The following is a 22,935-nucleotide window of genomic DNA, read 5'->3' as shown; positions in this document are numbered from 1 at the left end:
AGACTCAAGGAGTATGCATTCATCTGCCTCTTACAAACCATAACAAAATAGAAAGTGTAAACCGATTACTTAGTGAGTCAATCGGCTATCGATTATTTCAATTCATCACGGAAAGATTGTTATTTACGATTTCGACCATTTAAAAATGCAATCAATGTGAACAATGTAACTTTGTACAATTTAAATGTACAAAAGGTTCATTCATGATTACAACCTCATGAATGAACCTTTTACCGATTAATCTGGAATCCCTAATGCAATCTTAGCATAACGAGACATTCTTTCTTTTCCCCAAGGAGGATTCCATACAATATTTACTTCTGTTTCTTTTACTTCTGGAATATCCGCAAGCGCATGTTTTACATCTTGCTCAATATGTGCAGCTAATGGGCATCCCATCGCGGTTAATGTCATGGTGACATTGCAAATGCCCTCTTCATTCAAATCAACATCATATATTAAACCTAAATTAACAATATCAATGCCTAATTCAGGGTCAATAACATTCTCTAGGGCACCCATTAGATTTTCCTTAAGCGCTTCATCCATACCCTGTACCTCCTCTATCTTGTTATTACTATTTAAACATATTTTTAATTGATTTTAAATAACACTGCTTTAAAACTTACAAATGTTTGGTAAACCATTTCGCAGTTTCTAATATAGCAAACCGACCTACTTTGTGGCCACGATTAGCCTCTTTAATAAAGAAAATATTATCTTTATTTGTATATTCCGATGCCACTTTCTCATAGAATGTATAAGAATGATCAAATGGCACAACTGGATCATCTTCTCCATGCCAGAACATGAGTGGTCGTTGATTCAGTTTCTCCGGCTGTTCAGATAAATCATATTGTTTTAATTGATCGTACAAATGGCTAATTTCTTCATCAGTTATAGGCAAATTCCCCATTTTCTTGAAACTGTTTACAAGTGTCTTCGCATAAGTGGTTATCTTAGGAGACCCCATTAATATTACTGCTGTCTTAATCCAAGGATATTGCGTGAGAGCTGCTGAAGTTGTAATTCCTCCCATACTAGTACCGGCAATTCCAAAACGGTTATCTAATAATAAACCTGTGCTATCCAAATAATCTTTTATATCCTTTAATTCGATAACATTTTGCATGACGATATCCCAAAAAGAAACCTGCCTTCTCATCTCAGATATTTCATTTTCTCTTGCACCATGGTATTTACTATCTGGGAGAACAACACGATACCCTTCTTCTGCAAGTAAATATGCTAATGGCAAATTATGTTCTTTTGCACTCGTAAACCCATGGAAAAAGGTGATTACTGGTAAAGCTTTATTTTCGTTTTCGGCATCAACAACTATTAGGCTTGGAATGGTTTTAATTTCTTCTTTATATACTCCGATCATGCCATTATCTCCTTATGTACGTTTTCAGTCATGTAAATTATTTTACTACCCATAAGAAATAAATTGCAACTAATGCAAAGGAATTTTTACTTTACATCTCTACATATCAACTATACACTATTGACAGATGAGGTGAAATAATTATGCAAACAAACAGACATTTAATTGCTTTAGATTTAGATGGAACTCTTCTCACGGATAAAAAAGTCATCAGTCCACATACGAAGAAACTTGTTGAAACAGCGATAGAAGCAGGTCATATTGTTGTTATCGCAACAGGAAGACCACATCGAGCAAGCATTGAATACTATCATCGGCTTCGATTAACAACGCCAATGGTTAATTTTAATGGAGCATTAATTCACCATCCAGCCGATTCAAGATGGGATGCATTACATAGCCCCATGTCCATTCGAACAGCACATAAAATTATTGACGCTTGCTATGAACTGAATGTTCATAATGTATTAGCAGAAGTCATGGATGAGGTTTATCTCGATCAGTTCGACCAAGCCATAATTGATATCTTTCATATGACAGAAAACGATCCTCCATTTACTATTGGAAGTCTCAAGAACAAATTAACAGAGGATCCTACTTCTCTGCTAATACACCCAAAGGAAGATCATATTTTAACATTACGTGATCATCTTGATGATTACCACGCCGACTTAATTGAACATCGGAAATGGGGAGCTCCTTGGAATATTATTGAAATCGTCCGTAAAGGTATGAACAAAGCAGTTGGATTGCAAAAAATTGCACATTATTATCATATTCCGAAAGAGCGTATTATTGCTTTTGGTGATGAGGATAATGATTTAGAAATGATTGATTATGCTGGAGTGGGTGTAGCCATGAGCAATGCAATTGACGAGCTTAAAGCAGTAAGTAATCACATAACAGACACAAATGAAGCTGATGGAATCGGAAAATTTTTAGAATCTTACTTAAACCTTGAAGCAAAATCCGTTTGATTCGCAAAATTTTCCTACTATAGAATTCAACGATTGCTGCCATACTAGAAGTGAACGCAAAATGCGTTCGCTTTTTTAACTTCTTATTAAGAGCATGAATCAAAGGATTATGGCCATAGTCCGACCAATACGCTAATTAAACTTTCGATAATGCAGCATGATTCTTTCGAATTGAGGGGGAAGTATCGTGGGAAAAGGAAGTAAATCGAAGCGTTTTAGTCAACAAAGTGCAGATTCAGTAAAAAAACATGATGAACGTTTTCCGTACCGTGATCGATTCTCCGAAGCAGAACGAAAGCGTGCAGAAACAGATACCCATACAGTAGGAGGTTTTTAGGTTGCAAAATAACACAAATAATAACAACAATTTATTCCAACAAGCTAAAAATGCTGTATCCAATTTTATGAATCAGCAAGGAAATACAGCGAATGCACAAGATAAGCAAGCTGCCCAAAATGCGATTCAAGCTGCATATAATGAAGCAACTGCTCAAGAAAAACAGCAATTGCAGCAATTGGAAAATCAATTAAAGCAGCATAATCAATTACAGTAACCTCTGCTAATTTTGTCAACGTAATTTCTATAAAGAACTATGTGAAACAAATAACTACTTCTAGCCTCATGTGCTAGGAGTGGTTATTACATAATTATTTTAAATACGATTATTCGACAAAATGCTTTTGTATGCCTGCTATTTCTGCTAATATAGATGATAAGTATGATCTAGGAGGGATGACGAATGGGAATTCGAGTAGAAGCCACCCCAAACCCAAATGCACTGAAATTCACTACAGACAAATTGATTTTTGAAGGAACAAATAGTGTATCTGTAATGCCAGGACAAACGAGTGATCATGAAATTCTTAACGATCTTATGCACTTAGAAGGTGTCGATAATGTATTTGGATATCAGAATTTCATTACGGTTAACAAACAATTCGATGCTGAATGGGATGATGTGACCCCTAAGGTAACTGAAGTTTTAGAAAAACATGGTTATTAATAGATAATGTAAACAAAAAGGTCAGCAATTTAAATGCATGACCTTTTTGTTTACATCGCTTATTTTCACATATCCACAGGAATATAGTTCGCGTTCACTTTTTCTCCTTGATCATTCTTACCATAAAATGTAATAATAGGAGGCTCGTCTCTCGAAGTCGAATCCTCTGGAAGCTTCATTTTAATGGAGAAGTCTTGCCATTTTTCATCCATATTCTCTAGCTCAACTTCTTGCTCCTCTATCGTTGTTTGATTGTTATATTCAAGTATATAGTAAACATTCGTATTGCTCGCTTGAACTTCACCATTAATGACAGCATTGCCGTTTTCCACTTTTACATCCACATTACGTAAGCTAACTGCCGTTGTATGTTGTATTGTTTCATCTTGTTGATTTTCCGTCTGCGTCGACTTTTCTGATTCTTGGTTACTGCATGCCACCATAATACATGCCAATATTATTACGAAACCAAAATATTTCATTGTAATCCCCTTTATCTTTCATTTAATCTCTACGGAAAAAGCCAAAAATCCCTGTAGTTTGGACGATATTTGTAAACGCATTTGGATCAACTTCATTAATAATTCGTTCCAAATCATATAATTCATATCTGGTAACAACTAAATACATCATATGCTTGTCTGTTTTTGTGTAAGCTCCCTTAGCTGGAAGTATCGTGATTCCCCGAACCATTGTTTTATGAATTTCAGCCTGTAATTCATCTGCTTTATGTGTAATAATCATTGCTGTCACTTTCTCATGTCGAGTATGAAGTGCATCAATTACTCTTGTCGTTACATATAATGTTAATAGAGTATAAAGCGCATTTTCCGGTTGATAAAGAACGCCAGCCATAGCAATAATAACAGCGTTTAGCATTAAGAAATACGTTCCAATTGGTTTATCCTTCATTCTCGACAGCACCATGGCAACAATATCCATCCCACCAGTAGATGCGCCGACTTTTAATGTAAGCCCGACACCTGTACCTGCAATAACACCACCAAACACCGCATTTAATATAATATCTTCCGAAATGACTAACATTGGAGTAAGTTCTAGAAATATAGTAGTAAAGAGCACCGAAATAATACTGTAAACAGTAAATCCTCTTCCGACTTTAAACCAACCTAAGATAGCGACTGGAATATTAAGTAATGCTAGCAAAATACCTGTACTGACTCCAATGCCTAGAAAGTCATTAAATACACTGGAAATTAACTGTGCAGCTCCAGTAAAGCCACTAGCATAAACATTTGCTCCTTCTAAGAAAAAGTTCAAAGATAATGCATTTAATAGTGCACCAAAAATTACAACAATTATCCGTTTAGCTTCAAATATAAACAAAGGTGTCCCTCCTTCGATTGTGACAATCATCAATTATTTTTCCATTTTTAGAAATTTTACATCAATATACTTTGACTATCTTAACAAATCGCTTTAAACTAAAAACAAGACTAGTTTATGAAATGCAGGTGAAATTTATGGCGATTAAAATACTTGCGGATTCCGCATGTGATTTATCCAAAGATTATTACAACAAATACGATATAGAAATGGTATCTTTGACTGTTCATTTAGATAACGAGGACTATGAAGATGGAAAATCCATTAGCCCTAAAACAGTTTATCATGCAATGCGTGAAGGGAAAAGCCCTAAAACTTCACAGGTTTCCCCTCAAACGTTTAAATCTATTTTCACATCATACGCTGAAACGAATCAAACACTTATTTATCTTGCTTTTTCATCCGAATTATCAGGTACATATCAAACAGCTAAAATGATGGAACAGGAAGTAAAAGAAAGTTATCCGGATGCCCCCATTTATGTAGTTGATACAAAATGTGCATCCCTAGGTTATGGTCTTGTTGTTTTACACGCTGCTGAACTTGCTAAGCAAAGCGATGATCCCAAAGAAATCATTGCATCGAGTCATAACTATGCGTCGAAGATGGAACACATCTTTACTGTTGATGATTTGGAATACTTATATCGCGGTGGACGTGTCAGTCGTACCGCAGCGTTTGTTGGATCCTTATTAAAAATCAAACCAATTCTTCATGTAGAAGATGGAAAACTAATCCCCTTAGAAAAAATACGGGGCTCAAAAAAATTGTTTAATCGTATGCTTGAAATCATGGAAGAACGCGGTGGTGATTTTTCCAATCATACCATTGGAATTTCCCATGGAGATGATCTCAAGCGAGCAGAACAGTTAGCCTCCATGATTAAGGAACGATTGAATGTAAATGAAGTCGTCATTGAAATGGTAGGTTCAGCGATTGGATCACATTCCGGCCCTGGAACAATCGCTCTTTTCTTTATTAATAAGCAATACGAAGCTTAACCATTTGGGTTAAGCTTTTTTATTATGATATTGTAACCTACTTCTTTCCTTTTCGTCTAACTGACTACGCAAATGAAAATTGGAAGGATTCTATAAAAATACGTGTTTATACCGAAATAAACCTCGAATTATCCATCAATTTTCTAAAGAGAAATTTATCCCCAACAAAATACATACAAGGTCGATCCCTTATTAGTATAGGCCATCGTTCCAAACCAATACGTAAATCAAGTAAAGCAAATTGAAAAAGGACTTTTAATATTCTGCCCTATACTCCAGTTGTACTTCCATTTTCATTGCTGATACCTCCAACAAAATGGATTGAAAATAAGTCTGGGTAAGAGCCACTCGTACAAACCGATGGACTGAACATAAGCCTGTTTTCATTCAAAACCAACCAAGCAAATAGAAAATGGATATAGAAATTATTGGTTTTACTTTTTCTAACATGAATTCTAACAATAACTCATAAACTGATATTAGTAGGTTGTACACTTATTATGAGGAGAGGATGACATGTACATCGATCAGCTCATTCAAATGTATCATCATGAAAAAAATCAACTACCCAATTCGATGAATGATATTCTAGATCATTACCAAAAAAAGTATATAACGGGTGAAATCGATATTGTGAAATATCGGGAAATTTATTCATTTTTAAAAATTCAAGGAGCAATATCTGCCCACGAATTTTCGTATGAGTCACCAAAACAGATATTTCCTACCTCTTTTCACTAACATATTCTAGTGCTTATCAGTTTGTAGAGATTGATTTTCTACAAGCTCTTTTTTTGTTTCTAAGTGAGTACAGGTCTGCTTGCTGTTCAGTCAATTTTATTCCTTTCCATCTAAATTATAAAGGATTGAATTCCATCATTAGGGGAATATAAAACCAAACATTTCTTGTTGAGGAGGAAGAGAAAAATGAAGATGGACAAAGAAAATGGGAAGTTAACCCCCCCTGCCCAACACCAAACTAAACAACCTGGGATAGAATCTAAAATGGTGCCAGAACCAACATATATACGTCCGAATTACAATGGAAGTAATAAATTACATGGCAAAGTAGCGCTAATAACAGGAGGAGATAGCGGAATAGGACGAGCTGTTAGTGTTCATTTTGCACGGGAAGGTGCAGATGTCGCAATTATTTATCTAAATGAGCATGAAGATGCACAAGCAACCAAACGTCTCGTAGAACAAGAAGGGCAAAAGTGTCTTCTAATGGATGGCGACGTTGGGAATCAATCATTCTGTGAAGCTGCTGTCACGGAGGCCTTAGAAAAATTCAGCAAAATTGATATTTTAGTTAATAATGCTGCAGAACAACACCCACAGGCAAACTTCTTAGACATAACAAGCACTCAATTGGAAAAGACATTCCGCACCAATATTTTCAGTATGTTTTATCTTACAAAAGCTGTTCTCCCTAACTTTAAAAAAGGCAATTCGATTATTAATACATCTTCTATAACCGCATATAAAGGAAATAAAGATTTAATTGATTATTCAGCAACCAAAGGGGCGATTACTTCATTCACGCGTTCATTAGCGGAACAGCTTGCGGACAAAGGTATACGTGTCAATGGTGTCGCGCCAGGTCCAATTTGGACACCACTTATTCCTTCTACATTCACAGAGGACAAGGTCGACAATTTCGGGGGAGATACACCTATGAAGCGTCCAGGACAGCCAGAAGAACTAGCTCCCGCTTATGTCTATTTAGCTTGTGCTGACTCTAGTTATGTAACGGGGCAAATGATTCACGTAAATGGTGGAACCATAATAAATGGTTGATGATACGTTTAATTTTGTAATTTACATGTTTGCTTCCAATCCTAGGAGTTTTTTCTAATAAAACTTTGTAATTGATTAATTATTTCATTCTTTACTCTACAATATAAATTCCTAGACAATAAAAAAAGCTGCTGTCGTGACTTTCGTGACAGCAGCTTTTTATGGTTATCTCCGTGGACGTGGGTGATGATAAACATATTCTGGAAAGTCTGTAATTATCCCATCAACCCCAAGCTTCAATAATCGGTCAGCTTGTTCCTGTTCCCTTACTGTGTAAGGCCAGATTTTTAGTTTCTTATCATGAATTCGCTCAACTAACTCAGGGTTTAAAATGTTTTGATTTGGATTAAAATAATCCGCATATGTAGCAAACTCCTCTATCTCTTCATCTGTTACATCCTGCCAACTCATCCCTGCTAATACACCTAAAGGAACCCTCGGTAAAAGTGATTTTGTTTTGATTACCGAGTCATGGTTAAACGATTGAATAATAATTTTATTATTTCTAGGTTTATCCATATTTCTATCTTTCAGTGCTTCTGCTACTTTTTCCTCAATACCTGGATAAAGCTCAGGTGACTTCAATTCAATAAGAATTCCAATCTTCCCACGAAATTCATCCAACACTTCTTCCAATGTAGGAATTTTTTCTCCAGCATATTCATTACTAAACCAACTTCCAGCATCTAACTGCTTCATTTCTTCTAACGTATGCTCACTAACTAGTCCAGATCCATCTGTTGTACGATCTAAAGTAGTATCATGAATAATTACTAATTCCCCGTCTTTTGACATTTGGACATCTACCTCGATGTAGTCTGCCTTCATCCAAAAAGCCTTATGAAAAGCAGCCATCGTGTTTTCTGGAGCATGCCCTGATGCTCCTCGATGTGCGATGTTTTCTACATGATGTCTCTTCCCCATTGAATTACTAGCTGCAGACGTAGATACGGTGTACATCGCCATCATTACCAATACCATAACAAAAATTAAAAACATGCGTTTCATTCAATCTCCCTCTCCTTTGCAATGTATTTAATTCTATTGTATGGAAACATTATTAATTCGAACTAAAGGCGAGATTAAGAGATTGTAAGGAAAAACACATCGATAGTAATAGGAAAATTTTCATCATTACCATTGGCACGATAAAAAGAGCGATAAAATAAAAAATACTTGCGGTATCTCTTCACAAGTATTTTTTATCGATTATCGATTATTTTGTTTTTCGATGTTTCTGTTTGGCACTAAGTACAATTACTCCGATAATAAATAGAATAAATATCCCAACAACAAATCCGATAAACAGCCAATTCAAACCGTTATCTTCTTCGACAGTATATACTTCAGCAGTTTCTCGTGCCAAACCAAGTTTATATATTCCATCTTCGTCTTCCCTAACTGTGTTGTCACCTAAATATCCTCGTAATTCTACACCCGATGGCAAATCAGATATAGAAACAGATTGAGATTCCTCATCATTGTTAATTGCAATATACATGGATTCCCCTTCATAACTACGTTTAAATACCGTCATGGCTCCCTTCGAAGCTACCATTTGGTAATCACCATGCGTCAGTACTGGAAACTGGATGCGCAGAGAGGATATACGATTATGAAACTCTGTTAAGTCAGGATTTCCACTATTAAATTGAACAAGTTGCTGGACTTCTTCTAAACCTGTTCCATACATAGGTAGTTCGGTTCCTTGATATATTTCAGGTACGCCTGGCAATGTATACATATAGGTTAATGCAAGCTTCCACGTAGTCAGTGCATTCCTCCCATTTTCGGCTAAGGCTTGGGTAAAGCGTTCTGTTGTCTTGTCATCGATAAATATCATCTGAGAAGCATTCCCAGTCCCCAACGATTGGTTTAAATCCGATACAGGGGTTCCTGCTTTAGAAAAAACTTTCGCCATCTTCTCTTGCAAGGAGTAATTATCAACTGCATCGATATGATTATTTTCCTGTAATGACGTCGTATCAGCATGTTGATGTAGCACATCTGCAAGTAAATAAAAATCCTCATTTTTAGCTTTAATTGCCCGCGTTAAGTTCGTAATAAATTCCTGAGATGACTGATCAGCTGCATGTAATTTAAAGCCATCAATATCTGTTTCACTCATCCAATAATTGGCTACATCGATTAAGTATTGTTGAACAGCAGCATTACGTTGATTTAATCTGACTGCCTTTTCTCCCCAAGCTGTATTTATTTGATTATCTTCGTCGACCCAATCTGTTTTGTCACTATCTTCTATAATCGGGTGACTTTCTGCAACATAATTTGTTACGAATTCCATAATTACTTTTATATCCCGTTTATGCGCTTCTTCAATTAGGGTATGTAAATCTTCCATATTTCCGAATTGCTCTTCCACACTATAAAAATCTTCAATCCAATACCCATGATATCCTCCAGACGCATTATTCATTAGCGGGGAAAGAACCAACGTTGTATAGTCAAGTTCCTCAAAAGAATCGAGTTTCGCTGTAATCCCTTCCAAATCTCCACCATGATAAGCGTTTGGATCATCTAATTGAACTTGTTTGTCACGATCATGATTCAGGTTATTATACCGATCAATGATGATACTATATAAGATTTCTTCTTCTATTTCACTAGTTTGAGCTTGAGCATAACTTGGTGAATGAACGAAGAGCACAAATACAGCAATAAATAGTATACCAATTGTTCTTTTCATATTTACTTCCTCCATCATTCCATAATACCTCTTGTACTATTATCAATCTTTCATCTAATTAGTCAACATGGAATAAAGCTTTGTTAGAAATCATTCATAATTTTGAGGCCCTTCACTTCCTTCCAATGATAGCTATTCATTAATTGCTATCATAAGAAATCGTAGCAATGCAATCGGTCATACCTCGTTCTATAGAAAAAAAGATTGCCCTTGTTACGGACAACCTTACACTTCTTGTTCATTTAATTAAGCCCCATTGGTAATCTAAAGAAACCTAATGCTAGCAGAATAATAATTGCGATAACAAACTGCACCCATAACCCCTTTAATGGTTTTTGTTTTGGCAATCTAACGAGCAGCATTTCCATTATGGCAATCATCCAAATTCCAGCTAATCCTTTAACGATTGCCTCAGGCATAAGCGGACTCCCGTTGAAATAAGGAGTGATTAGGCTTCCACCCGTATACAGAATAAATAAGTAATCTAATCGGAGAATCATGTGCGTAATTTTTCCAGGTTTCATCTTTCCTTGTTTGTACATGACGTATGCAATTGTAAATAAAATAAATCCAAGAGCCCATGCAGTGATATGCATATGTGTATTCATTTCTTTACCTCCTGTCCAATATCAGTGACTACAGCTATCATACCATGTTACATCTCATAAATCATTCGAAAAAATCGTGACAAATTTCTGTATCAATTTCTGAATAAAAACTGTTATACTGTTTTTGTAGATTATTTTTAAAATTCGGAGGGATCATATGGTACAGACTAGTCAAGAAATTATTGATCAGACACAGGAATACGGTGCAAAAAACTATCATCCCCTTCCCGTTGTCATTTCAAAAGCGGAAGGTGTTTGGGTAGAAGATCCAGAAGGAAACCGATTTATGGACATGCTCAGTGCCTATTCTGCAGTAAATCAAGGACATCGTCATCCTAAAATTATAGAAGCACTAAAGAAACAAGCTGATAAGTTAACATTAACTTCACGTGCCTTCCATAACGATCAACTTGGCCCTTGGTTTGAAAAGATTTGTAAATTAACGAATAAAGACATGGTCCTACCTATGAATACAGGGGCTGAAGCAGTGGAAACTGCAATTAAGGCAGCAAGACGCTGGGCATATGATGTAAAAGGTGTAGATGAAAACAAAGCAGAAATTATCGCTTGTGAAGGTAATTTCCATGGTCGTACGATGACTGCAGTATCTTTATCATCAGAGGCAGAATATAAGCGCGGCTTTGGTCCAATGCTTCCAGGCATTAAGACAATTCCTTATGGAGATATTGAGGCGTTAAAGGGCGCTATTACCGAAAATACGGCAGGCTTTCTTTTTGAACCAATTCAAGGAGAAGCTGGCATCATTATTCCACCAGAGGGATTTTTGAAGGAAGCTTACGAAGTATGTAAAGAAAATAATGTATTATATATTGCTGATGAGATTCAAGCAGGACTTGCTCGAACTGGAAAAATGTTCGCATGTGACTGGGAACATGTTACCCCAGATGTCCAAATACTTGGAAAGGCATTAGGTGGCGGCGTATTTCCAATATCCTGTGTAGTTGCTAATAAAGATATACTTGGTGTATTTAACCCCGGCTCACACGGTTCAACATTTGGCGGAAATCCACTAGCGTGCGCTGTATCAATTGCTGCTTTAGAAGTGTTAGAAGAAGAAAATTTAGCCGACCGTTCACTAGAACTAGGAAACTATATGATGGATGAATTAAACGCAATTTCCAATCCATTAATTAAAGAGGTACGTGGCAAAGGATTATTTATTGGAGTAGAATTGCATGAGGCTGCTCGCCCTTATTGTGAGGCATTAAAGGAAAAAGGACTTCTTTGTAAAGAAACCCATGAAAATGTGATTCGCTTTGCGCCACCACTAATCATTGATAAAGAAGATTTAGATTGGGCAATCGACCAAATTCGTGAAGTACTAAGCGCATAGACGTAAAGCAGCTTGACTATTTCAAGCTGCTTTTATTTCGTCTTCTAAAAGTCTGTTTCTTTTTATACGTAAGACTTCGCCATACCCATTCTAGTGGACCAAATTGATAGTGTGTAAACCACCATTTGCTATAGACTACCTGTAAGCTATAAATAACTATAGCCATTACAATCCCTAAAATAGGTGACACTTTTCCATATAATCCAATTCCTATCCCATAAAACAATAAAAAACAAATAACGGATTGTGAAATATAATTGGATAGTGCCATTCTCCCTACATAAACAAAAGGTCTCATACACCATTCACCTACGGATGTTTGAGCTATTAAGGTAACCGATGTAATATAAAATAATGCCGAAAAGGTTCCACCGATATTATCTTGAATCATGGAGAACCAAGCAGGATTCCCGTAAAAGTATGGTCCCAATTTAAGTATCAAAAATAAAATGGATGAATAAAACCATAGTTTAAATAATATCGAACGATGCTGTGTTGGTTGATGCAGCCAACGTTTTCTAGCTACATACATCCCAAATAAGAATAACGGCAAGATAGTTGAAATAGAAAGAATGAGGCCTATGCCTCCATTTGCATACATCCAATCCTGGTAGTTTTGCGATAGGATGGCTGCCATAGATGAGCTTTGATAATTTTCAAAGGCTTGACTTATTAACATTTGATCATACGTATCTAAAAACTGACGGGAACTATATAACATGACTGTGAAAAGGCCGACAATAATTACAAGTAAACTAATTCCAAACCGCCGTATGGTCTTATCCCTTTGGTTTAAAAATAGTAAAGATATTAATCCTATTATGCCATAAGTTAGTAAGATATCACCATGCCAAATCAAAAAAGCATGAACCAATCCAATTCCTGTTAATATAAGCATCCTTCTAATTAAAATTGGATATACGGATACACGTCGGGATGTTAAACGATCCTTCATTAATTGTAATCCAAAACCAAATAAAAAAGAAAATAAGGTGTAAAAGCTAGCTTGAAAAAATATATCAATTACCGCTTGTGCCAAACGATCGATGCTAGAATTCCAAACGATCCCTTCTCCTCCGTAAATAAAAAATGGAGCACTAAATGCGCCGATATTTACAACAAGAATTCCAAATAAGGCAAATCCACGAGCAGCATCGATCCAACGAAGTCGGTCTTTCTCATTAACTGGTGTCATTGTAGTCATTTCCTTAATTCCTTTCTGTATTTTTTCTACCCTTTATTCTAGAAAAATTGCATTATTCCTGCCAAACGTTTCAACAAAAAACCTTATATACATAAACTAACATAAAGGGGGAATCTATATGCCCGCAAAAGTCGGTGCAGTGAAAGTAATTAACTTATCTTCCTCCAGTATTTTTAATATTGGGGATGTCTATTCGATGTCCCCAGATAGCTCTGCAAAAACTTATGCTGGTGGTGGATCATTTAACACAGGAGACGGAATTCGCGTCCACCTTGGAAATTCTAAAACATATGTGTATGATCCAGACAAAGTCGACCAGCCAGTGAACTAGCTATTGGAGGGAAAAACATGAATTTAACTGTCCATCAATCCATTAGTATATATATGATTAAAGTTGGAGCAATCACCAATTCATCTGTATTACAAATAGGAAGTACTGGAAGCCTTCAATCCCAATCAGATATTTATAACACAGGTGGATATGCAGAGCCTGTAGAAGAAGCTGAAGCAATTGGTGATACAACTCCGCTTGTCCCACTAGCCCCTTAACACGCACATTTTGGGTAGAAGTGCATAAATTAAACATAGGCATTCGTCTACCATCCATGGGAGGGGGTTTATTTTCATGAATTCAACTAATTGGTCTAATTATCTTAACGATATACATGAGTATATGAAGCAACAGGAAACCATTATCCAAACATTGATGTCACGAGTAAATCAACTTGAAGAGAGCCTACAACATACTAATTCGAATAAGATTGAAAAAGTGGAATACCATTTTGATCAATTAAAAATCGAACATTTAGATGGAACACTTCATATTGGTTTGTCGCCGCAGGATTTAGTAAATCTAGAAGAAAATGGATTCCCTAACCAACCAGGTACGCCGCCTAATTATCAACCACCTCTAAAACAAACCTTACAATCAGAATTAAGCAGTTATTTAAATGATTCAGGACCAACTATTATTCGTCAACTCGCTTCAGATCATAATGTAACCTTGGATGATGGTTATCCTTCTATTCTCATTAAGGATATCGAAAAACAACTACCCGGACGGATTGCCTATCATGAAAATGAAGCAACAAAGCACAGAAAAATACAATCAAGAGAAGAACTTCATGCCTATATAACAAATAAGATAAAGAGCGAAATTAATCAATCACTAGCAAGTTACATGCAATCTAGTAATCAAAAAGGAGAATAAGTATGAACATGGAAGTTCATAATTGGGGTTTAAATGTTGAAAATGTATCCATTGATAATGTTTCTGCATCATCTGTTTTCTTAATTGGGGATAACGACGAGATTAGCTTGTCATCCTTCTTTGATACCCCCCCAGAAGCATTTACAATCAGCAATATTGTACCTTTGGGACCTACGTAAGGAGTAAAACGTATGAATAAACGAACAGCAGATGTATGTGATATCTATACGAATTCTGTTTCCTTTAGTGGGATTGTAGCGATTGGAGATACCGTCGATGCAAACTTGGAATCAAGAGGAATCGCTGTACAAAAAGAAGGTGTAAGATTTACCAGAGAAGATGAAAAGTACTTTAACAATTATGCTTTATTTACACAGCAAGCCAATTGGATCCCTTCTTCAAAGAAAGTAAATAAAACTACCTTTCACCATGATGATAGCATTCAAGTAAACCATGTACGTACAATAGGTATAAGCTCCTCTTCCTTAATGCAAATAGGGAGTGTCAGTCATATTAACGCAGACGCAAGAATTAAACATTTTAGGGAATTAAGAGATTAGGATCTACACACCATTAGCTTACTTTAAACATAAGCTAATGTATGAAATACTTTTGTTAGAAGGTGGTAAAATGCCCGCGATTGTCGGACCGATAAAGATTGTTAGTGTAGGGGGAGGGGTCGTTAACTTCGGAGACTCCTTTTATTTATCTCCGAAGGATACAGCAAAAACAAATGCTGGATCAGGTTCATTAAATACTGGTGACTTTATCTGTACAAATAATGGAATTAGCTCAACAAATCCATTCGACCCTGATGGCTATGATCAAAATATTACAGCAAACGCATAAGACAAAAGGCAAGACCACAATCGTAATGGATTGTGGTCTTCGTCCCTTTCCTATAAACAACGCATTCAAAATTACTATTTGTTTCGGTTTACTTCCACCATGAGGTAGTAGTCTAATCATTTGACTTGTTAACATCGTTCTTGCATCGCACTTTTATCCAAGTATCACTCATTTGGAACTTCTACAAGCGCATTTTTAGCGAAAAAGTATAGATATGTCGCCTTGACAGGCTGCTTCCAAATTACTTCAATTGCATATCGGTATAATTTCATCTGTGTATAATACCGGTCAAGCATTTTTTGTTTTGTTTCTTCAGTCCAAGCTTCTTCGATAGCATCCGTCTTATAATCAATGATTATCCAACCCTCATCTTTCGGTATAATCCCATCAATAACCCCTTGAATTAACACATTCTCTTCTTGATTGCTCTGCCATGACGGATAAACTTCACTGGCTGGCAGTGCTAAACTGAATGGAACCTCACGATACAAGTTTGGTACTTCCCTCATATATTCGGCTAACTCTGTATCATAAAATTGTTCAATTGTTTGGAGATCAATACGTTCTACTTCTTCTTTGCTTAGAATCTCTTTCTCTACCATTTTTTCTAATTCTTCTTCGATTTCAATTAGAGTCAATCGGCGATTCATAGGCAAATGTTGCATAGCAGTATGGATAATCGTTCCTTTTTCCGCAGATGTGATTGTTTTTTCTCGCTGCATGAAAGCTGGTCGTTTAACGATCGGCTTTTGAAAAGGTGTTACGAGCTGTTCAGCACTATATTCATCTTTTAATTCCTGTTGCCGTTTTATTTCGGTAACTGTCTGTTTTGCTCTGGATATAGCTGCTTCCTTATAAGGATATATAAAACGCAGACGGTGATTCACTAGCTTACTAAGTTCGTTGTCTTTTAGTCCCTCCATTGGCTGCCATGTAGAGATATGGTTGAATAATTGTTCATCTTCATGTTCTTGTAACTGATCGGTATTTACCAATTCGCTTCCATGAATAAGCGTTACATCCCAATGTGAAGAATCATGTTGTACTGCAGAACTAATTATTTCCTGGAATTCATCTGTTCGAAGCAACTGATTTTCACGATGACGAAGCAATGCAGGGCCAACCCAGTCAAGATATGTTTTGGACTCCATTCGAAAATAAGCGGGAAGAACCCATTCTTGATGGTCACGAATTTTTTCCCATTTGTCAATTTTTTTTGTGAATGAAGCAACATTCCCGACCATAACCAGCTTTTCCTTAGCACGAGTTAAAGCAACATACAGGACACGCATTTCCTCAGCTAACTGCTCACGTAATTTTTCCCTTTTTAAGGCATGATAGAAAAGCGTCGGATAGGTAATTCGTTTAACTGGATCAATATATTTACTAGCAAATCCGTAATCTTTGTGTAGTAAATACTTCTGATTGAGATCCATGAGATTAAATTGTTTGTCCATTCCCCCTAACAGGACGACTGGAAATTCTAGGCCCTTACTTTTATGAATCGTCATAATTCGTACGACATCCTCCTGCTCACTTAAGGCACGTGCTGCCCCAAGATCATCTCCTCTTTCTTCCATTCGTTCAATAAACCGAAGGAAGCGGAATAACCCACGGAATGAAGTTGTTTCATACGTTCTTGCTCGATCATAAAGTGCTCGTAAATTAGCTTGACGCTGCCTCCCGCCTGGCATCCCTCCAACAAAATCATAGTACCCAGTCTCTCTATAAATTTGCCAAATCAGTTCCGACAACGCCCCTTGTCTAGAGGAGATTCGATACGTTTCTCGTTTATCTATAAACCGTTGTATTTTTTCAGCCGTTGTATTTATATGTTGTTTAACGTATTCCTTTAACGCATCATAAAAAGCAAAATTTTTACCAGCAAGTCGAATAGCAGCTAATTCCTCCTCATTTAACCCTACAATTGGGGATCGCAGTACAGAGGCCAGCGGAATATCTTGTCTTGGGTTATCCACGACTTTCAATAGACTTATCATGACTTTTACTTCAATTGCTTCGAAGTAACCTGAAGTTAACTCGGCATAAACAGGAATTCCTTGTTTCTTTAATTCATCACTAATTGCAGGTGCCCATGTCATCGAGCGTAATAAAATGACAACATCGCGATATTGCATATCTCGCTGTATTTGTGTTTCCTTATCGACAACTTGTAATGGCGCATCTCCTTTCTGTCCAATCCACTTTTTAATCTTATCTGCATATGCCCTAGCTTCCAATTCTGCTTTTTCTAAATCTCGAAAGTCCTCTTCCTCTGGCGTCTCTTGTTCTTCACTATCTCGATCAATAATCAATAATTCTGGATTTGGTTCAGAATAGGGTAATTCATCATACATCTTATTCCCATAAATCAGCTCCGCATTTTCGTCATAACTAATTTCACCCAGTGTTTCATCTAAGATTTGTCTAAATATATAATTAGTACCAGTTAAAACGGGTGCTCTGCTACGAAAATTACGAGCTAAATCAATTCGTTTCCCAGGATGATTCATCTGTTGAAACCTTTTGTATTTTCCTATAAATAACGTTGGTTCTGCATGACGAAATCGATATATACTTTGTTTTACATCCCCTACCATGAACCGATTCCCCGAACCAACCTGGTCACTGATCAATTGGAGAATTGTCTCTTGAACTAGGTTGGTATCCTGATATTCATCGATCAATAACTCAGAGAACTGCTGCTGGAAGCCTTTAGCAACTTTTGACGGTACAGGCGACTTGAAATCAAAACCATTTGTTTCATCAATTAATAGTTGAAGACAGTAATGTTCCAAATCCGTAAAGTCGACCATGGCTCGCTCACGTTTCTCGTCAATAAAGTGCTGTTTGAATTCCTTAACCAGCTCAACTAATTTTTTAATAACCGGTGTCATTTCCTGCATATCTTCTACATGGCTAGTTAAATCTCGGCTAAACCATTCTTGTTTCATATCATTCCAGCGTTTTTTATAATTGTTTCGTAGCTTTTGAACCTGCTTTTTTTTATCTTCATTGACATCAGACTTTTTACTAGGAAGCTTTCCAAAAGCGAGACTATTCATCATCTCATGTAATTGATTCCAGTCATGAACCGCATCCAATGCCTGCTGTAATAAATGCATATCATTTTCAACGGTTTCCACATATTGATAAGGGCCATCATTTTCCTTTGCAATGTTCCACGCCATTGCCATTTCTTGTTGAATCGCTTCAAACTTATGTTGAACTTCCCGCTTTAAAATGTCTAACCAAAATAAATCCTCTTGTTGATAGTCTTCCGGTATATAATACGCTTCAGCTAATTGGTCAAGCCATTGATCAGGCCATGGATTCTGTACAGCAAATGAATAAAGGGAAAGAATTAAATCCTCTACTTCTGCATCACTTCGGTCACTAGAGAAGCGATCAACGACTTGGAAGAATAATTCCTGCTCTTCTCCTTGCGAACCATACCAATTCTCAAATAATTCATCCATTACTTCCTGCTTAATTAAATCAGCTTCCATATCATTTGCAATTCGAAAAGCTGGATCGATATCTAATAGATAAGCATATTGTTTTACTACATCTAAACAGAATGAATGTAAGGTTGAAATCGAAGCACGCTGCAATAAAGATAATTGCTTTTTCAAATGAAGGGAAGAAGGATCATTTGCCAAAGCTTTTTCTAAAGCTGTACCAACTCGATTTCGCATTTCCTGTGCAGCAGCGTTCGTAAAGGTAACAACAAGTAAGGAATCAATATCTACTGGATGATCTTTATCTAATAACTTTTGAATAATCCGCTCTACCAAGACTGCCGTTTTTCCGGATCCCGCTGCTGCCGCTACGAGCACATCACTTCCACTAGTATAAATTGCTTCCTCTTGCTCCTTTGTCCAATTTACCATCCGTTCCCCTCCTCTTCTCGTAAATACTGTAATATCTCTTCTTCTTTCATATCCGTTAACTTTCGATAATCATTCGTTATCAAATCTGGATCAAATTGGCAAACGGAATGAAACGGACAATATGTGCAAGCTACGTGCTGTTTATATTGATATGGATTTAAATGGACTCCTCCGTTAGTAATATCCATTCCTGCTCCTGCCATCAGCTGATGCATATGGCTTTGTAAACTTGCAAAGGTTTGCTCATCTGCAATTTTTGAATAACTATAGAATCCTCCTTTTTTCTTCACACCAGCAGGTACAATTTGGCTTGATCCAGAATCTAATGCTGTATCCATCCATCTGACAATCTCTTCATCAGATAATAACAATCCCTGCATCTTATACTTTTTAAACAATTCTTCTTGAATCGTGACATCATCCATTTTTTCTTTTCCAGCTATCATTGGGTTGTGCACGTGGAAATATAAGACTCCAGCTGGTGTGGCCTTTACACCTAACCAGTTTTCAGAATGAGTTAACACTACATCTAAATACGTAAGCATCTGTAATGCTAATCCATAATAAACTTCGATTAGATTCAGTCCTTTTGCACTTGATTTATAATCAATAATTCGAAGGAACAAGGAGTCGTCTTTTAAGGCACGATCAACTCGATCTATCCGTCCACGCAGCATTAATTCGAACCCATTGTCTAATGGAATTGTTAATGGCGGTAGTTTTTGGTTTTGTCCAAATCCCAGTTCCAAGCCAACTGGTGAGAAATTACTTTGCCTGGCTTGCTCGCTAAGTACAAAGGCAGCACGTGCAATTACTTCTTCCAATTTTTGTTGAATGTATTTATATCGGTTTGAACTGTGTAATATTTGATGTTGTAAAACCGGCGCTAAGGATTTCACTGCTTTAGATGCATAGTTATTCGCATCCGTCTGGTTTAATTGTGCATAATCTTTTCCGTCTGATTGAATCCATTCCGTAATTGTTTTTAATGCCTCATGGAATAATTGTCCAATATCTGGAGCATCTAATTTATATGTTCTGCGCTCTTCCAGTCCTAAACTATATTTAGCAAAATGCTGATAAGAACAGCGGTAATAGGTTTCCAGACGAGAAACACTTGCTCTCACCTGTTTAGGATAAAGCTCTTCAACCGTTTCTTCTGATAGATTGATAGGTAAATTTTTGTAATATAAGCTTTGTAATACTTGATAAGTTGTATGATACTTCGGATCATGCTCAATATACCAATTCAGAACATACCACCAAATGGATTTAACTGGATAGCCTTTGCGATGCCTTGCTAATTGAGCAGTTAAGGCTGCCCTCGTTTTCGTAGGCGTTGTAATAAACCGACCTGCATCCAATAATTCATCTGGATCTTGCAAAAATAGATGATTACTGCAACTTGGGAATAAGTCTTCCATTCGTTTGATTAACTGAGATGGCATTTTTGTTTTGCCTTCTTCATCACTAAGAGCATAGCTAATCCATAATCTATCTCTTGGCACTGTAAAGGCAATATACATGTAGAACCAATCGTCTAGAAGCTGTCGTCTACTACTTTCTGCTAATTGCAGACCGTGACCTGCCAATATTTCTCTTTCATGTTCATTAATGAGTCCGTCTGAAGCAGGTTTCATTGGCCATACTCCTTCGTTAACTCCGAGAAGAAATGCGCAAGCAATTCCACTTATACGTGAACGGTCGATAGAACCAACAATCACATGATCAATACTAGGAGGTACATGCGCAAATGTTAATGTTTCAAACCCGGCATCCAATGTTTTTCGGAATGTTGTTAGGGATATTGTTTCATCTCCAGCCATTTCAACCATTTCATCAAACAATTGGATTACAGCTTCCCAAACTTGCTCCTGTTCTCTCCCTTTTTCTAGCTCATTATTTTCATCGAAATCTGCACGCATTTGTTCCAAACGGGCCGGAACTTGTAACTCTTCTAATAATAAGTAAATAACTTCACATTTTTCTTGAATCGTATTCGCTTGTCTAATCCTGTTATCAAATGATCCTAATGCCTGTACAACTTGTTTACGATATTGATTTATTCTTATTTGTGCTGTTTTCTCTGCATCGGTTTGTGCTGATTGTTCAAAACCGCGAAATCGCTGAAACACCCACTCTTCATCACTAAGCCAGCGCTCTCGTGAGCGAATACCATATTCTAAGACATAATTCTCTAGCTCATCAATGGCATCTGCAGTTAATGGATATTCGTTATTTTGAATGGGAATAAAACCTGTTTTTAACACACGAAAAACAGCATCATAACGCCAATTGCCTTCCACTATATCTAGCACTGATCGGATAAATTCAATTAATGCATGGTTCAACATGGTACGCTTTTCATCAATAAATACCGGAATTTCGTAATCACTAAAAATGGTTGTAATCAAATCATGGTACGTATCCGTTTGTCGAATAAAAACTGCGATATCCTGATATCTATAGCCTTCATCACGAACAAGCCGAGTAATTTCCTGTGCAGCTCCTTCGACCTCCGCACGAGGGTGAACAGCTTCAGCAATTTGTAAAGGAACCTCTCCGCGATATTCCGGTACAGGGCGAATATCAAAATTCCGTTCTAAATGAGCAAAATGAGGGCGATCTCGAAACCTCCCATTTTCCGGATCTAATTCAATATTCGCTTCAATATTCACTTGATTTACTTCTGCTGTCTGTTTCAGCATAAAATATGTCTCGGTTGTTTGATAAAATAAATCTAATTCAGAAGCCTCGTATTCTTCTGGCTTTTCCACTGTTAAAGCTACCGTGACCGTTTTACATTTTTTCATAAGCGCTTCTACTACCATCATTTCTGTTGGTGTAAAACGGTGAAAACCATCGAAGTAAATTTCGGCTTCACTTAATAAAGAAGACGCTGGGATTTTATCTGCTAATAATTGCAGTTGATCTTCTCCATCTATATATTTCCCTTGCAAGGCAAATAATAGCTTTTCATATATATAGACTAAATCTTCTAGCTTATTTACCAGACCTACTTCCCCAGGTTCTTTATGTACATAGTGCTCAATTTCTTCAATTTGCATATGCAACGTCTCAGGGGTGATTGTATAACGTTTAAACTCAGTTATCATCGTTTCCAGCTGCTGGAGAAATCCTTGTTTCTCCATCGCTTTTTGAAATACACGCCAATCTCCCTGCTTTTCTTCAATTATCTTACGAAGCATCATTTGGATTCCGATGGTACTAATAAATTGTTTCGTTCCCCCACCTGTTTCCTGCAGTACTCTCCAAGCTAATCGAGAGAAACTTGCAACTTGTGCGCGAATACTTCCGGTAATCTCACTATTATTAAACAGGGTATACTCCTGTTGAAATGTCATCTGATCTGGTACAATATAAAAAATTGGTGGACCTTGTGGATCCTCCAGTAGTTTTGCTTTTATTTCGTCTAAGGAACGACCACTCTTCCCCGTTCCTGCTCGTCCTGTAATAAAACGGAGTCCCATTCTGTTTCCTCCATTCAGTTATTAAACAATTATTAATAAGATATATTTACTGCATAAAGAAGCTCTTATCTTTTATTTTATCAAAGATAAGAGCTTCTACATA

At 36.8% G+C, this 22,935-nt stretch carries 24 protein-coding genes; 14 read left to right on the top strand and 10 right to left on the bottom strand.

What is annotated here, in order from left to right:
• Positions 1-237: 237 nt before the first annotated feature.
• Together M948_RS40175 and M948_RS40170 are read right to left on the bottom strand one after the other, a co-directional pair.
• Complete coding sequence (locus M948_RS40175) at positions 238-549, bottom strand: metal-sulfur cluster assembly factor (RefSeq protein ID WP_021292264.1); 312 nt, start codon at positions 547-549, stop codon at positions 238-240.
• Positions 550-625: 76 nt separating this feature from the next.
• Positions 626-1,387, bottom strand: coding sequence for an alpha/beta fold hydrolase (locus M948_RS40170; protein WP_021292263.1), 762 nt, complete (start codon positions 1,385-1,387; stop codon positions 626-628).
• Positions 1,388-1,530: 143 nt separating this feature from the next.
• Between M948_RS40170 and M948_RS40165 the strand changes: the two genes are divergently transcribed.
• From M948_RS40165 to M948_RS40155, 4 genes are all read left to right on the top strand, one after another.
• Positions 1,531-2,364 carry a Cof-type HAD-IIB family hydrolase gene (locus tag M948_RS40165; RefSeq protein WP_021292262.1) on the top strand — a complete coding sequence of 278 codons (834 nt, stop codon included), beginning with the start codon at positions 1,531-1,533 and terminating at the stop codon, positions 2,362-2,364.
• Positions 2,365-2,551: 187 nt separating this feature from the next.
• The gene (locus tag M948_RS43505) at positions 2,552-2,701 is read left to right on the top strand and encodes a hypothetical protein (RefSeq protein WP_021292261.1); all 150 of its coding nucleotides are present in this window, start codon (positions 2,552-2,554) and stop codon (positions 2,699-2,701) included.
• Position 2,702: 1 nt separating this feature from the next.
• The gene (locus M948_RS40160) at positions 2,703-2,918 is read left to right on the top strand and encodes a DUF3813 family protein (RefSeq protein WP_021292260.1); all 216 of its coding nucleotides are present in this window, start codon (positions 2,703-2,705) and stop codon (positions 2,916-2,918) included.
• Between the two features lie 186 nt (positions 2,919-3,104).
• Complete coding sequence (locus tag M948_RS40155; protein WP_021292259.1) at positions 3,105-3,368, top strand: NifU N-terminal domain-containing protein; 264 nt, start codon at positions 3,105-3,107, stop codon at positions 3,366-3,368.
• Positions 3,369-3,433: 65 nt separating this feature from the next.
• On the opposite strand, the gene M948_RS40150 is transcribed toward M948_RS40155, so the two are convergent.
• Positions 3,434-3,850: a hypothetical protein gene (locus M948_RS40150; RefSeq protein ID WP_021292258.1), complete on the bottom strand. Its 417-nt coding sequence runs from the start codon at positions 3,848-3,850 to the stop codon at positions 3,434-3,436.
• Positions 3,851-3,872: 22 nt separating this feature from the next.
• Positions 3,873-4,715 carry a YitT family protein gene (locus M948_RS40145; protein ID WP_021292257.1) on the bottom strand — a complete coding sequence of 281 codons (843 nt, stop codon included), beginning with the start codon at positions 4,713-4,715 and terminating at the stop codon, positions 3,873-3,875.
• Positions 4,716-4,852: 137 nt separating this feature from the next.
• On the opposite strand from M948_RS40145, the gene M948_RS40140 reads away from it, so the two are divergent.
• The 3 genes from M948_RS40140 (at position 4,853) to M948_RS40130 (ending at position 7,516) form a co-directional block, all read left to right on the top strand.
• Positions 4,853-5,716: a DegV family protein gene (locus M948_RS40140; RefSeq protein ID WP_021292256.1), complete on the top strand. Its 864-nt coding sequence runs from the start codon at positions 4,853-4,855 to the stop codon at positions 5,714-5,716.
• Between the two features lie 516 nt (positions 5,717-6,232).
• Positions 6,233-6,457, top strand: a complete 225-nt coding sequence (gene yppF, locus M948_RS40135) for a YppF family protein (protein ID WP_021292255.1) — start codon at positions 6,233-6,235, stop codon at positions 6,455-6,457.
• 186 nt (positions 6,458-6,643) lie between these two features.
• Complete coding sequence (locus tag M948_RS40130; protein ID WP_021292254.1) at positions 6,644-7,516, top strand: SDR family oxidoreductase; 873 nt, start codon at positions 6,644-6,646, stop codon at positions 7,514-7,516.
• Positions 7,517-7,681: 165 nt separating this feature from the next.
• On the opposite strand, the gene M948_RS40125 is transcribed toward M948_RS40130, so the two are convergent.
• From M948_RS40125 to M948_RS40115, 3 genes are all read right to left on the bottom strand, one after another.
• A complete protein-coding gene (locus tag M948_RS40125) occupies positions 7,682-8,524 on the bottom strand; it encodes a glycerophosphodiester phosphodiesterase (RefSeq protein WP_021292253.1) in 843 nt (280 codons plus the stop codon).
• Between the two features lie 208 nt (positions 8,525-8,732).
• Positions 8,733-10,223, bottom strand: coding sequence for an alpha-amylase family glycosyl hydrolase (locus M948_RS40120; protein ID WP_031335774.1), 1,491 nt, complete (start codon positions 10,221-10,223; stop codon positions 8,733-8,735).
• A gap of 242 nt (positions 10,224-10,465) precedes the next feature.
• Positions 10,466-10,831: a YisL family protein gene (locus M948_RS40115; RefSeq protein WP_021292251.1), complete on the bottom strand. Its 366-nt coding sequence runs from the start codon at positions 10,829-10,831 to the stop codon at positions 10,466-10,468.
• Positions 10,832-10,988: 157 nt separating this feature from the next.
• On the opposite strand from M948_RS40115, the gene M948_RS40110 reads away from it, so the two are divergent.
• On the top strand, positions 10,989-12,185 hold the full coding sequence (locus tag M948_RS40110; RefSeq protein WP_021292250.1) for an ornithine--oxo-acid transaminase: 1,197 nt from the start codon (positions 10,989-10,991) through the stop codon (positions 12,183-12,185).
• A gap of 16 nt (positions 12,186-12,201) precedes the next feature.
• Here the strand turns inward: M948_RS40110 and M948_RS40105 are convergent, their stop codons facing one another.
• The gene (locus M948_RS40105) at positions 12,202-13,389 is read right to left on the bottom strand and encodes a DUF418 domain-containing protein (protein ID WP_031335773.1); all 1,188 of its coding nucleotides are present in this window, start codon (positions 13,387-13,389) and stop codon (positions 12,202-12,204) included.
• Between the two features lie 118 nt (positions 13,390-13,507).
• Here M948_RS40105 and M948_RS40100 point away from each other — a divergent pair, with 118 nt between their 5' ends.
• The 6 genes from M948_RS40100 to M948_RS40075 all read left to right on the top strand — a co-directional run bounded on the left by M948_RS40100 (position 13,508) and on the right by M948_RS40075 (position 15,448).
• A complete protein-coding gene (locus tag M948_RS40100) occupies positions 13,508-13,720 on the top strand; it encodes a spore germination protein (RefSeq protein WP_021292248.1) in 213 nt (70 codons plus the stop codon).
• A gap of 17 nt (positions 13,721-13,737) precedes the next feature.
• Positions 13,738-13,938, top strand: coding sequence for a spore germination protein GerPB (locus M948_RS40095; protein ID WP_021292247.1), 201 nt, complete (start codon positions 13,738-13,740; stop codon positions 13,936-13,938).
• 76 nt (positions 13,939-14,014) lie between these two features.
• Positions 14,015-14,599 carry a spore germination protein GerPC gene (gene gerPC / locus M948_RS40090; RefSeq protein ID WP_021292246.1) on the top strand — a complete coding sequence of 195 codons (585 nt, stop codon included), beginning with the start codon at positions 14,015-14,017 and terminating at the stop codon, positions 14,597-14,599.
• A 2-nt stretch (positions 14,600-14,601) separates the two neighbouring features.
• Entirely contained in the window at positions 14,602-14,778 is a 177-nt protein-coding gene (locus M948_RS40085) for a hypothetical protein (RefSeq protein ID WP_021292245.1), read from the top strand.
• Between the two features lie 12 nt (positions 14,779-14,790).
• Entirely contained in the window at positions 14,791-15,159 is a 369-nt protein-coding gene (locus M948_RS40080) for a spore germination protein GerPE (protein ID WP_021292244.1), read from the top strand.
• A 70-nt stretch (positions 15,160-15,229) separates the two neighbouring features.
• Positions 15,230-15,448, top strand: coding sequence for a spore germination protein (locus M948_RS40075; protein WP_021292243.1), 219 nt, complete (start codon positions 15,230-15,232; stop codon positions 15,446-15,448).
• A gap of 164 nt (positions 15,449-15,612) precedes the next feature.
• On the opposite strand, the gene addA is transcribed toward M948_RS40075, so the two are convergent.
• Together addA and addB are read right to left on the bottom strand one after the other, a co-directional pair.
• Positions 15,613-19,341 (bottom strand): helicase-exonuclease AddAB subunit AddA, encoded by a 3,729-nt coding sequence (addA, locus tag M948_RS40070; RefSeq protein ID WP_021292242.1) that lies wholly within the window; start codon positions 19,339-19,341, stop codon positions 15,613-15,615.
• Positions 19,335-22,832 (bottom strand): helicase-exonuclease AddAB subunit AddB, encoded by a 3,498-nt coding sequence (gene addB, locus M948_RS40065; RefSeq protein WP_021292241.1) that lies wholly within the window; start codon positions 22,830-22,832, stop codon positions 19,335-19,337. The genes addA and addB overlap by 7 nt, the downstream gene beginning before the upstream one ends.
• Between the last annotated feature and the right edge of the window lie 103 nt (positions 22,833-22,935).

It is taken from the genome of Virgibacillus sp. CM-4 (assembly GCF_000445495.1).
Taxonomy (GTDB): Bacteria; Bacillota; Bacilli; order Bacillales; family Amphibacillaceae; genus Virgibacillus; species Virgibacillus salexigens.
Note: the sequence above shows the minus strand (reverse complement) of the source record. Positions and strands in the feature narration are given on the sequence as shown.

Bases quoted from the DNA above. Each gene is read 5' to 3' on its own strand.
- M948_RS40165 (WP_021292262.1), top strand. From the start codon at position 1,531: ATGCAAACAAACAGACATTTAATTGCTTTAGATTTAGATGGAACTCTT.
- yppF (WP_021292255.1), top strand. From the start codon at position 6,233: ATGTACATCGATCAGCTCATTCAAATGTATCATCATGAAAAAAATCAA.
- M948_RS40125 (WP_021292253.1), bottom strand. From the start codon at position 8,524: ATGAAACGCATGTTTTTAATTTTTGTTATGGTATTGGTAATGATGGCG.
- M948_RS40170 (WP_021292263.1), bottom strand. From the start codon at position 1,387: ATGATCGGAGTATATAAAGAAGAAATTAAAACCATTCCAAGCCTAATA.
- M948_RS40105 (WP_031335773.1), bottom strand. From the start codon at position 13,389: ATGACTACAATGACACCAGTTAATGAGAAAGACCGACTTCGTTGGATC.
- gerPC (WP_021292246.1), top strand. From the start codon at position 14,015: ATGAATTCAACTAATTGGTCTAATTATCTTAACGATATACATGAGTAT.
- M948_RS40075 (WP_021292243.1), top strand. From the start codon at position 15,230: ATGCCCGCGATTGTCGGACCGATAAAGATTGTTAGTGTAGGGGGAGGG.
- M948_RS40130 (WP_021292254.1), top strand. From the start codon at position 6,644: ATGAAGATGGACAAAGAAAATGGGAAGTTAACCCCCCCTGCCCAACAC.
- M948_RS40085 (WP_021292245.1), top strand. From the start codon at position 14,602: ATGAACATGGAAGTTCATAATTGGGGTTTAAATGTTGAAAATGTATCC.
- M948_RS40155 (WP_021292259.1), top strand. From the start codon at position 3,105: ATGGGAATTCGAGTAGAAGCCACCCCAAACCCAAATGCACTGAAATTC.
- M948_RS40115 (WP_021292251.1), bottom strand. From the start codon at position 10,831: ATGAATACACATATGCATATCACTGCATGGGCTCTTGGATTTATTTTA.
- M948_RS40080 (WP_021292244.1), top strand. From the start codon at position 14,791: ATGAATAAACGAACAGCAGATGTATGTGATATCTATACGAATTCTGTT.
- M948_RS40095 (WP_021292247.1), top strand. From the start codon at position 13,738: ATGAATTTAACTGTCCATCAATCCATTAGTATATATATGATTAAAGTT.
- addA (WP_021292242.1), bottom strand. From the start codon at position 19,341: ATGGTAAATTGGACAAAGGAGCAAGAGGAAGCAATTTATACTAGTGGA.
- addB (WP_021292241.1), bottom strand. From the start codon at position 22,832: ATGGGACTCCGTTTTATTACAGGACGAGCAGGAACGGGGAAGAGTGGT.
- M948_RS40120 (WP_031335774.1), bottom strand. From the start codon at position 10,223: ATGAAAAGAACAATTGGTATACTATTTATTGCTGTATTTGTGCTCTTC.
- M948_RS40110 (WP_021292250.1), top strand. From the start codon at position 10,989: ATGGTACAGACTAGTCAAGAAATTATTGATCAGACACAGGAATACGGT.
- M948_RS40140 (WP_021292256.1), top strand. From the start codon at position 4,853: ATGGCGATTAAAATACTTGCGGATTCCGCATGTGATTTATCCAAAGAT.
- M948_RS40150 (WP_021292258.1), bottom strand. From the start codon at position 3,850: ATGAAATATTTTGGTTTCGTAATAATATTGGCATGTATTATGGTGGCA.
- M948_RS40100 (WP_021292248.1), top strand. From the start codon at position 13,508: ATGCCCGCAAAAGTCGGTGCAGTGAAAGTAATTAACTTATCTTCCTCC.
- M948_RS40175 (WP_021292264.1), bottom strand. From the start codon at position 549: ATGGATGAAGCGCTTAAGGAAAATCTAATGGGTGCCCTAGAGAATGTT.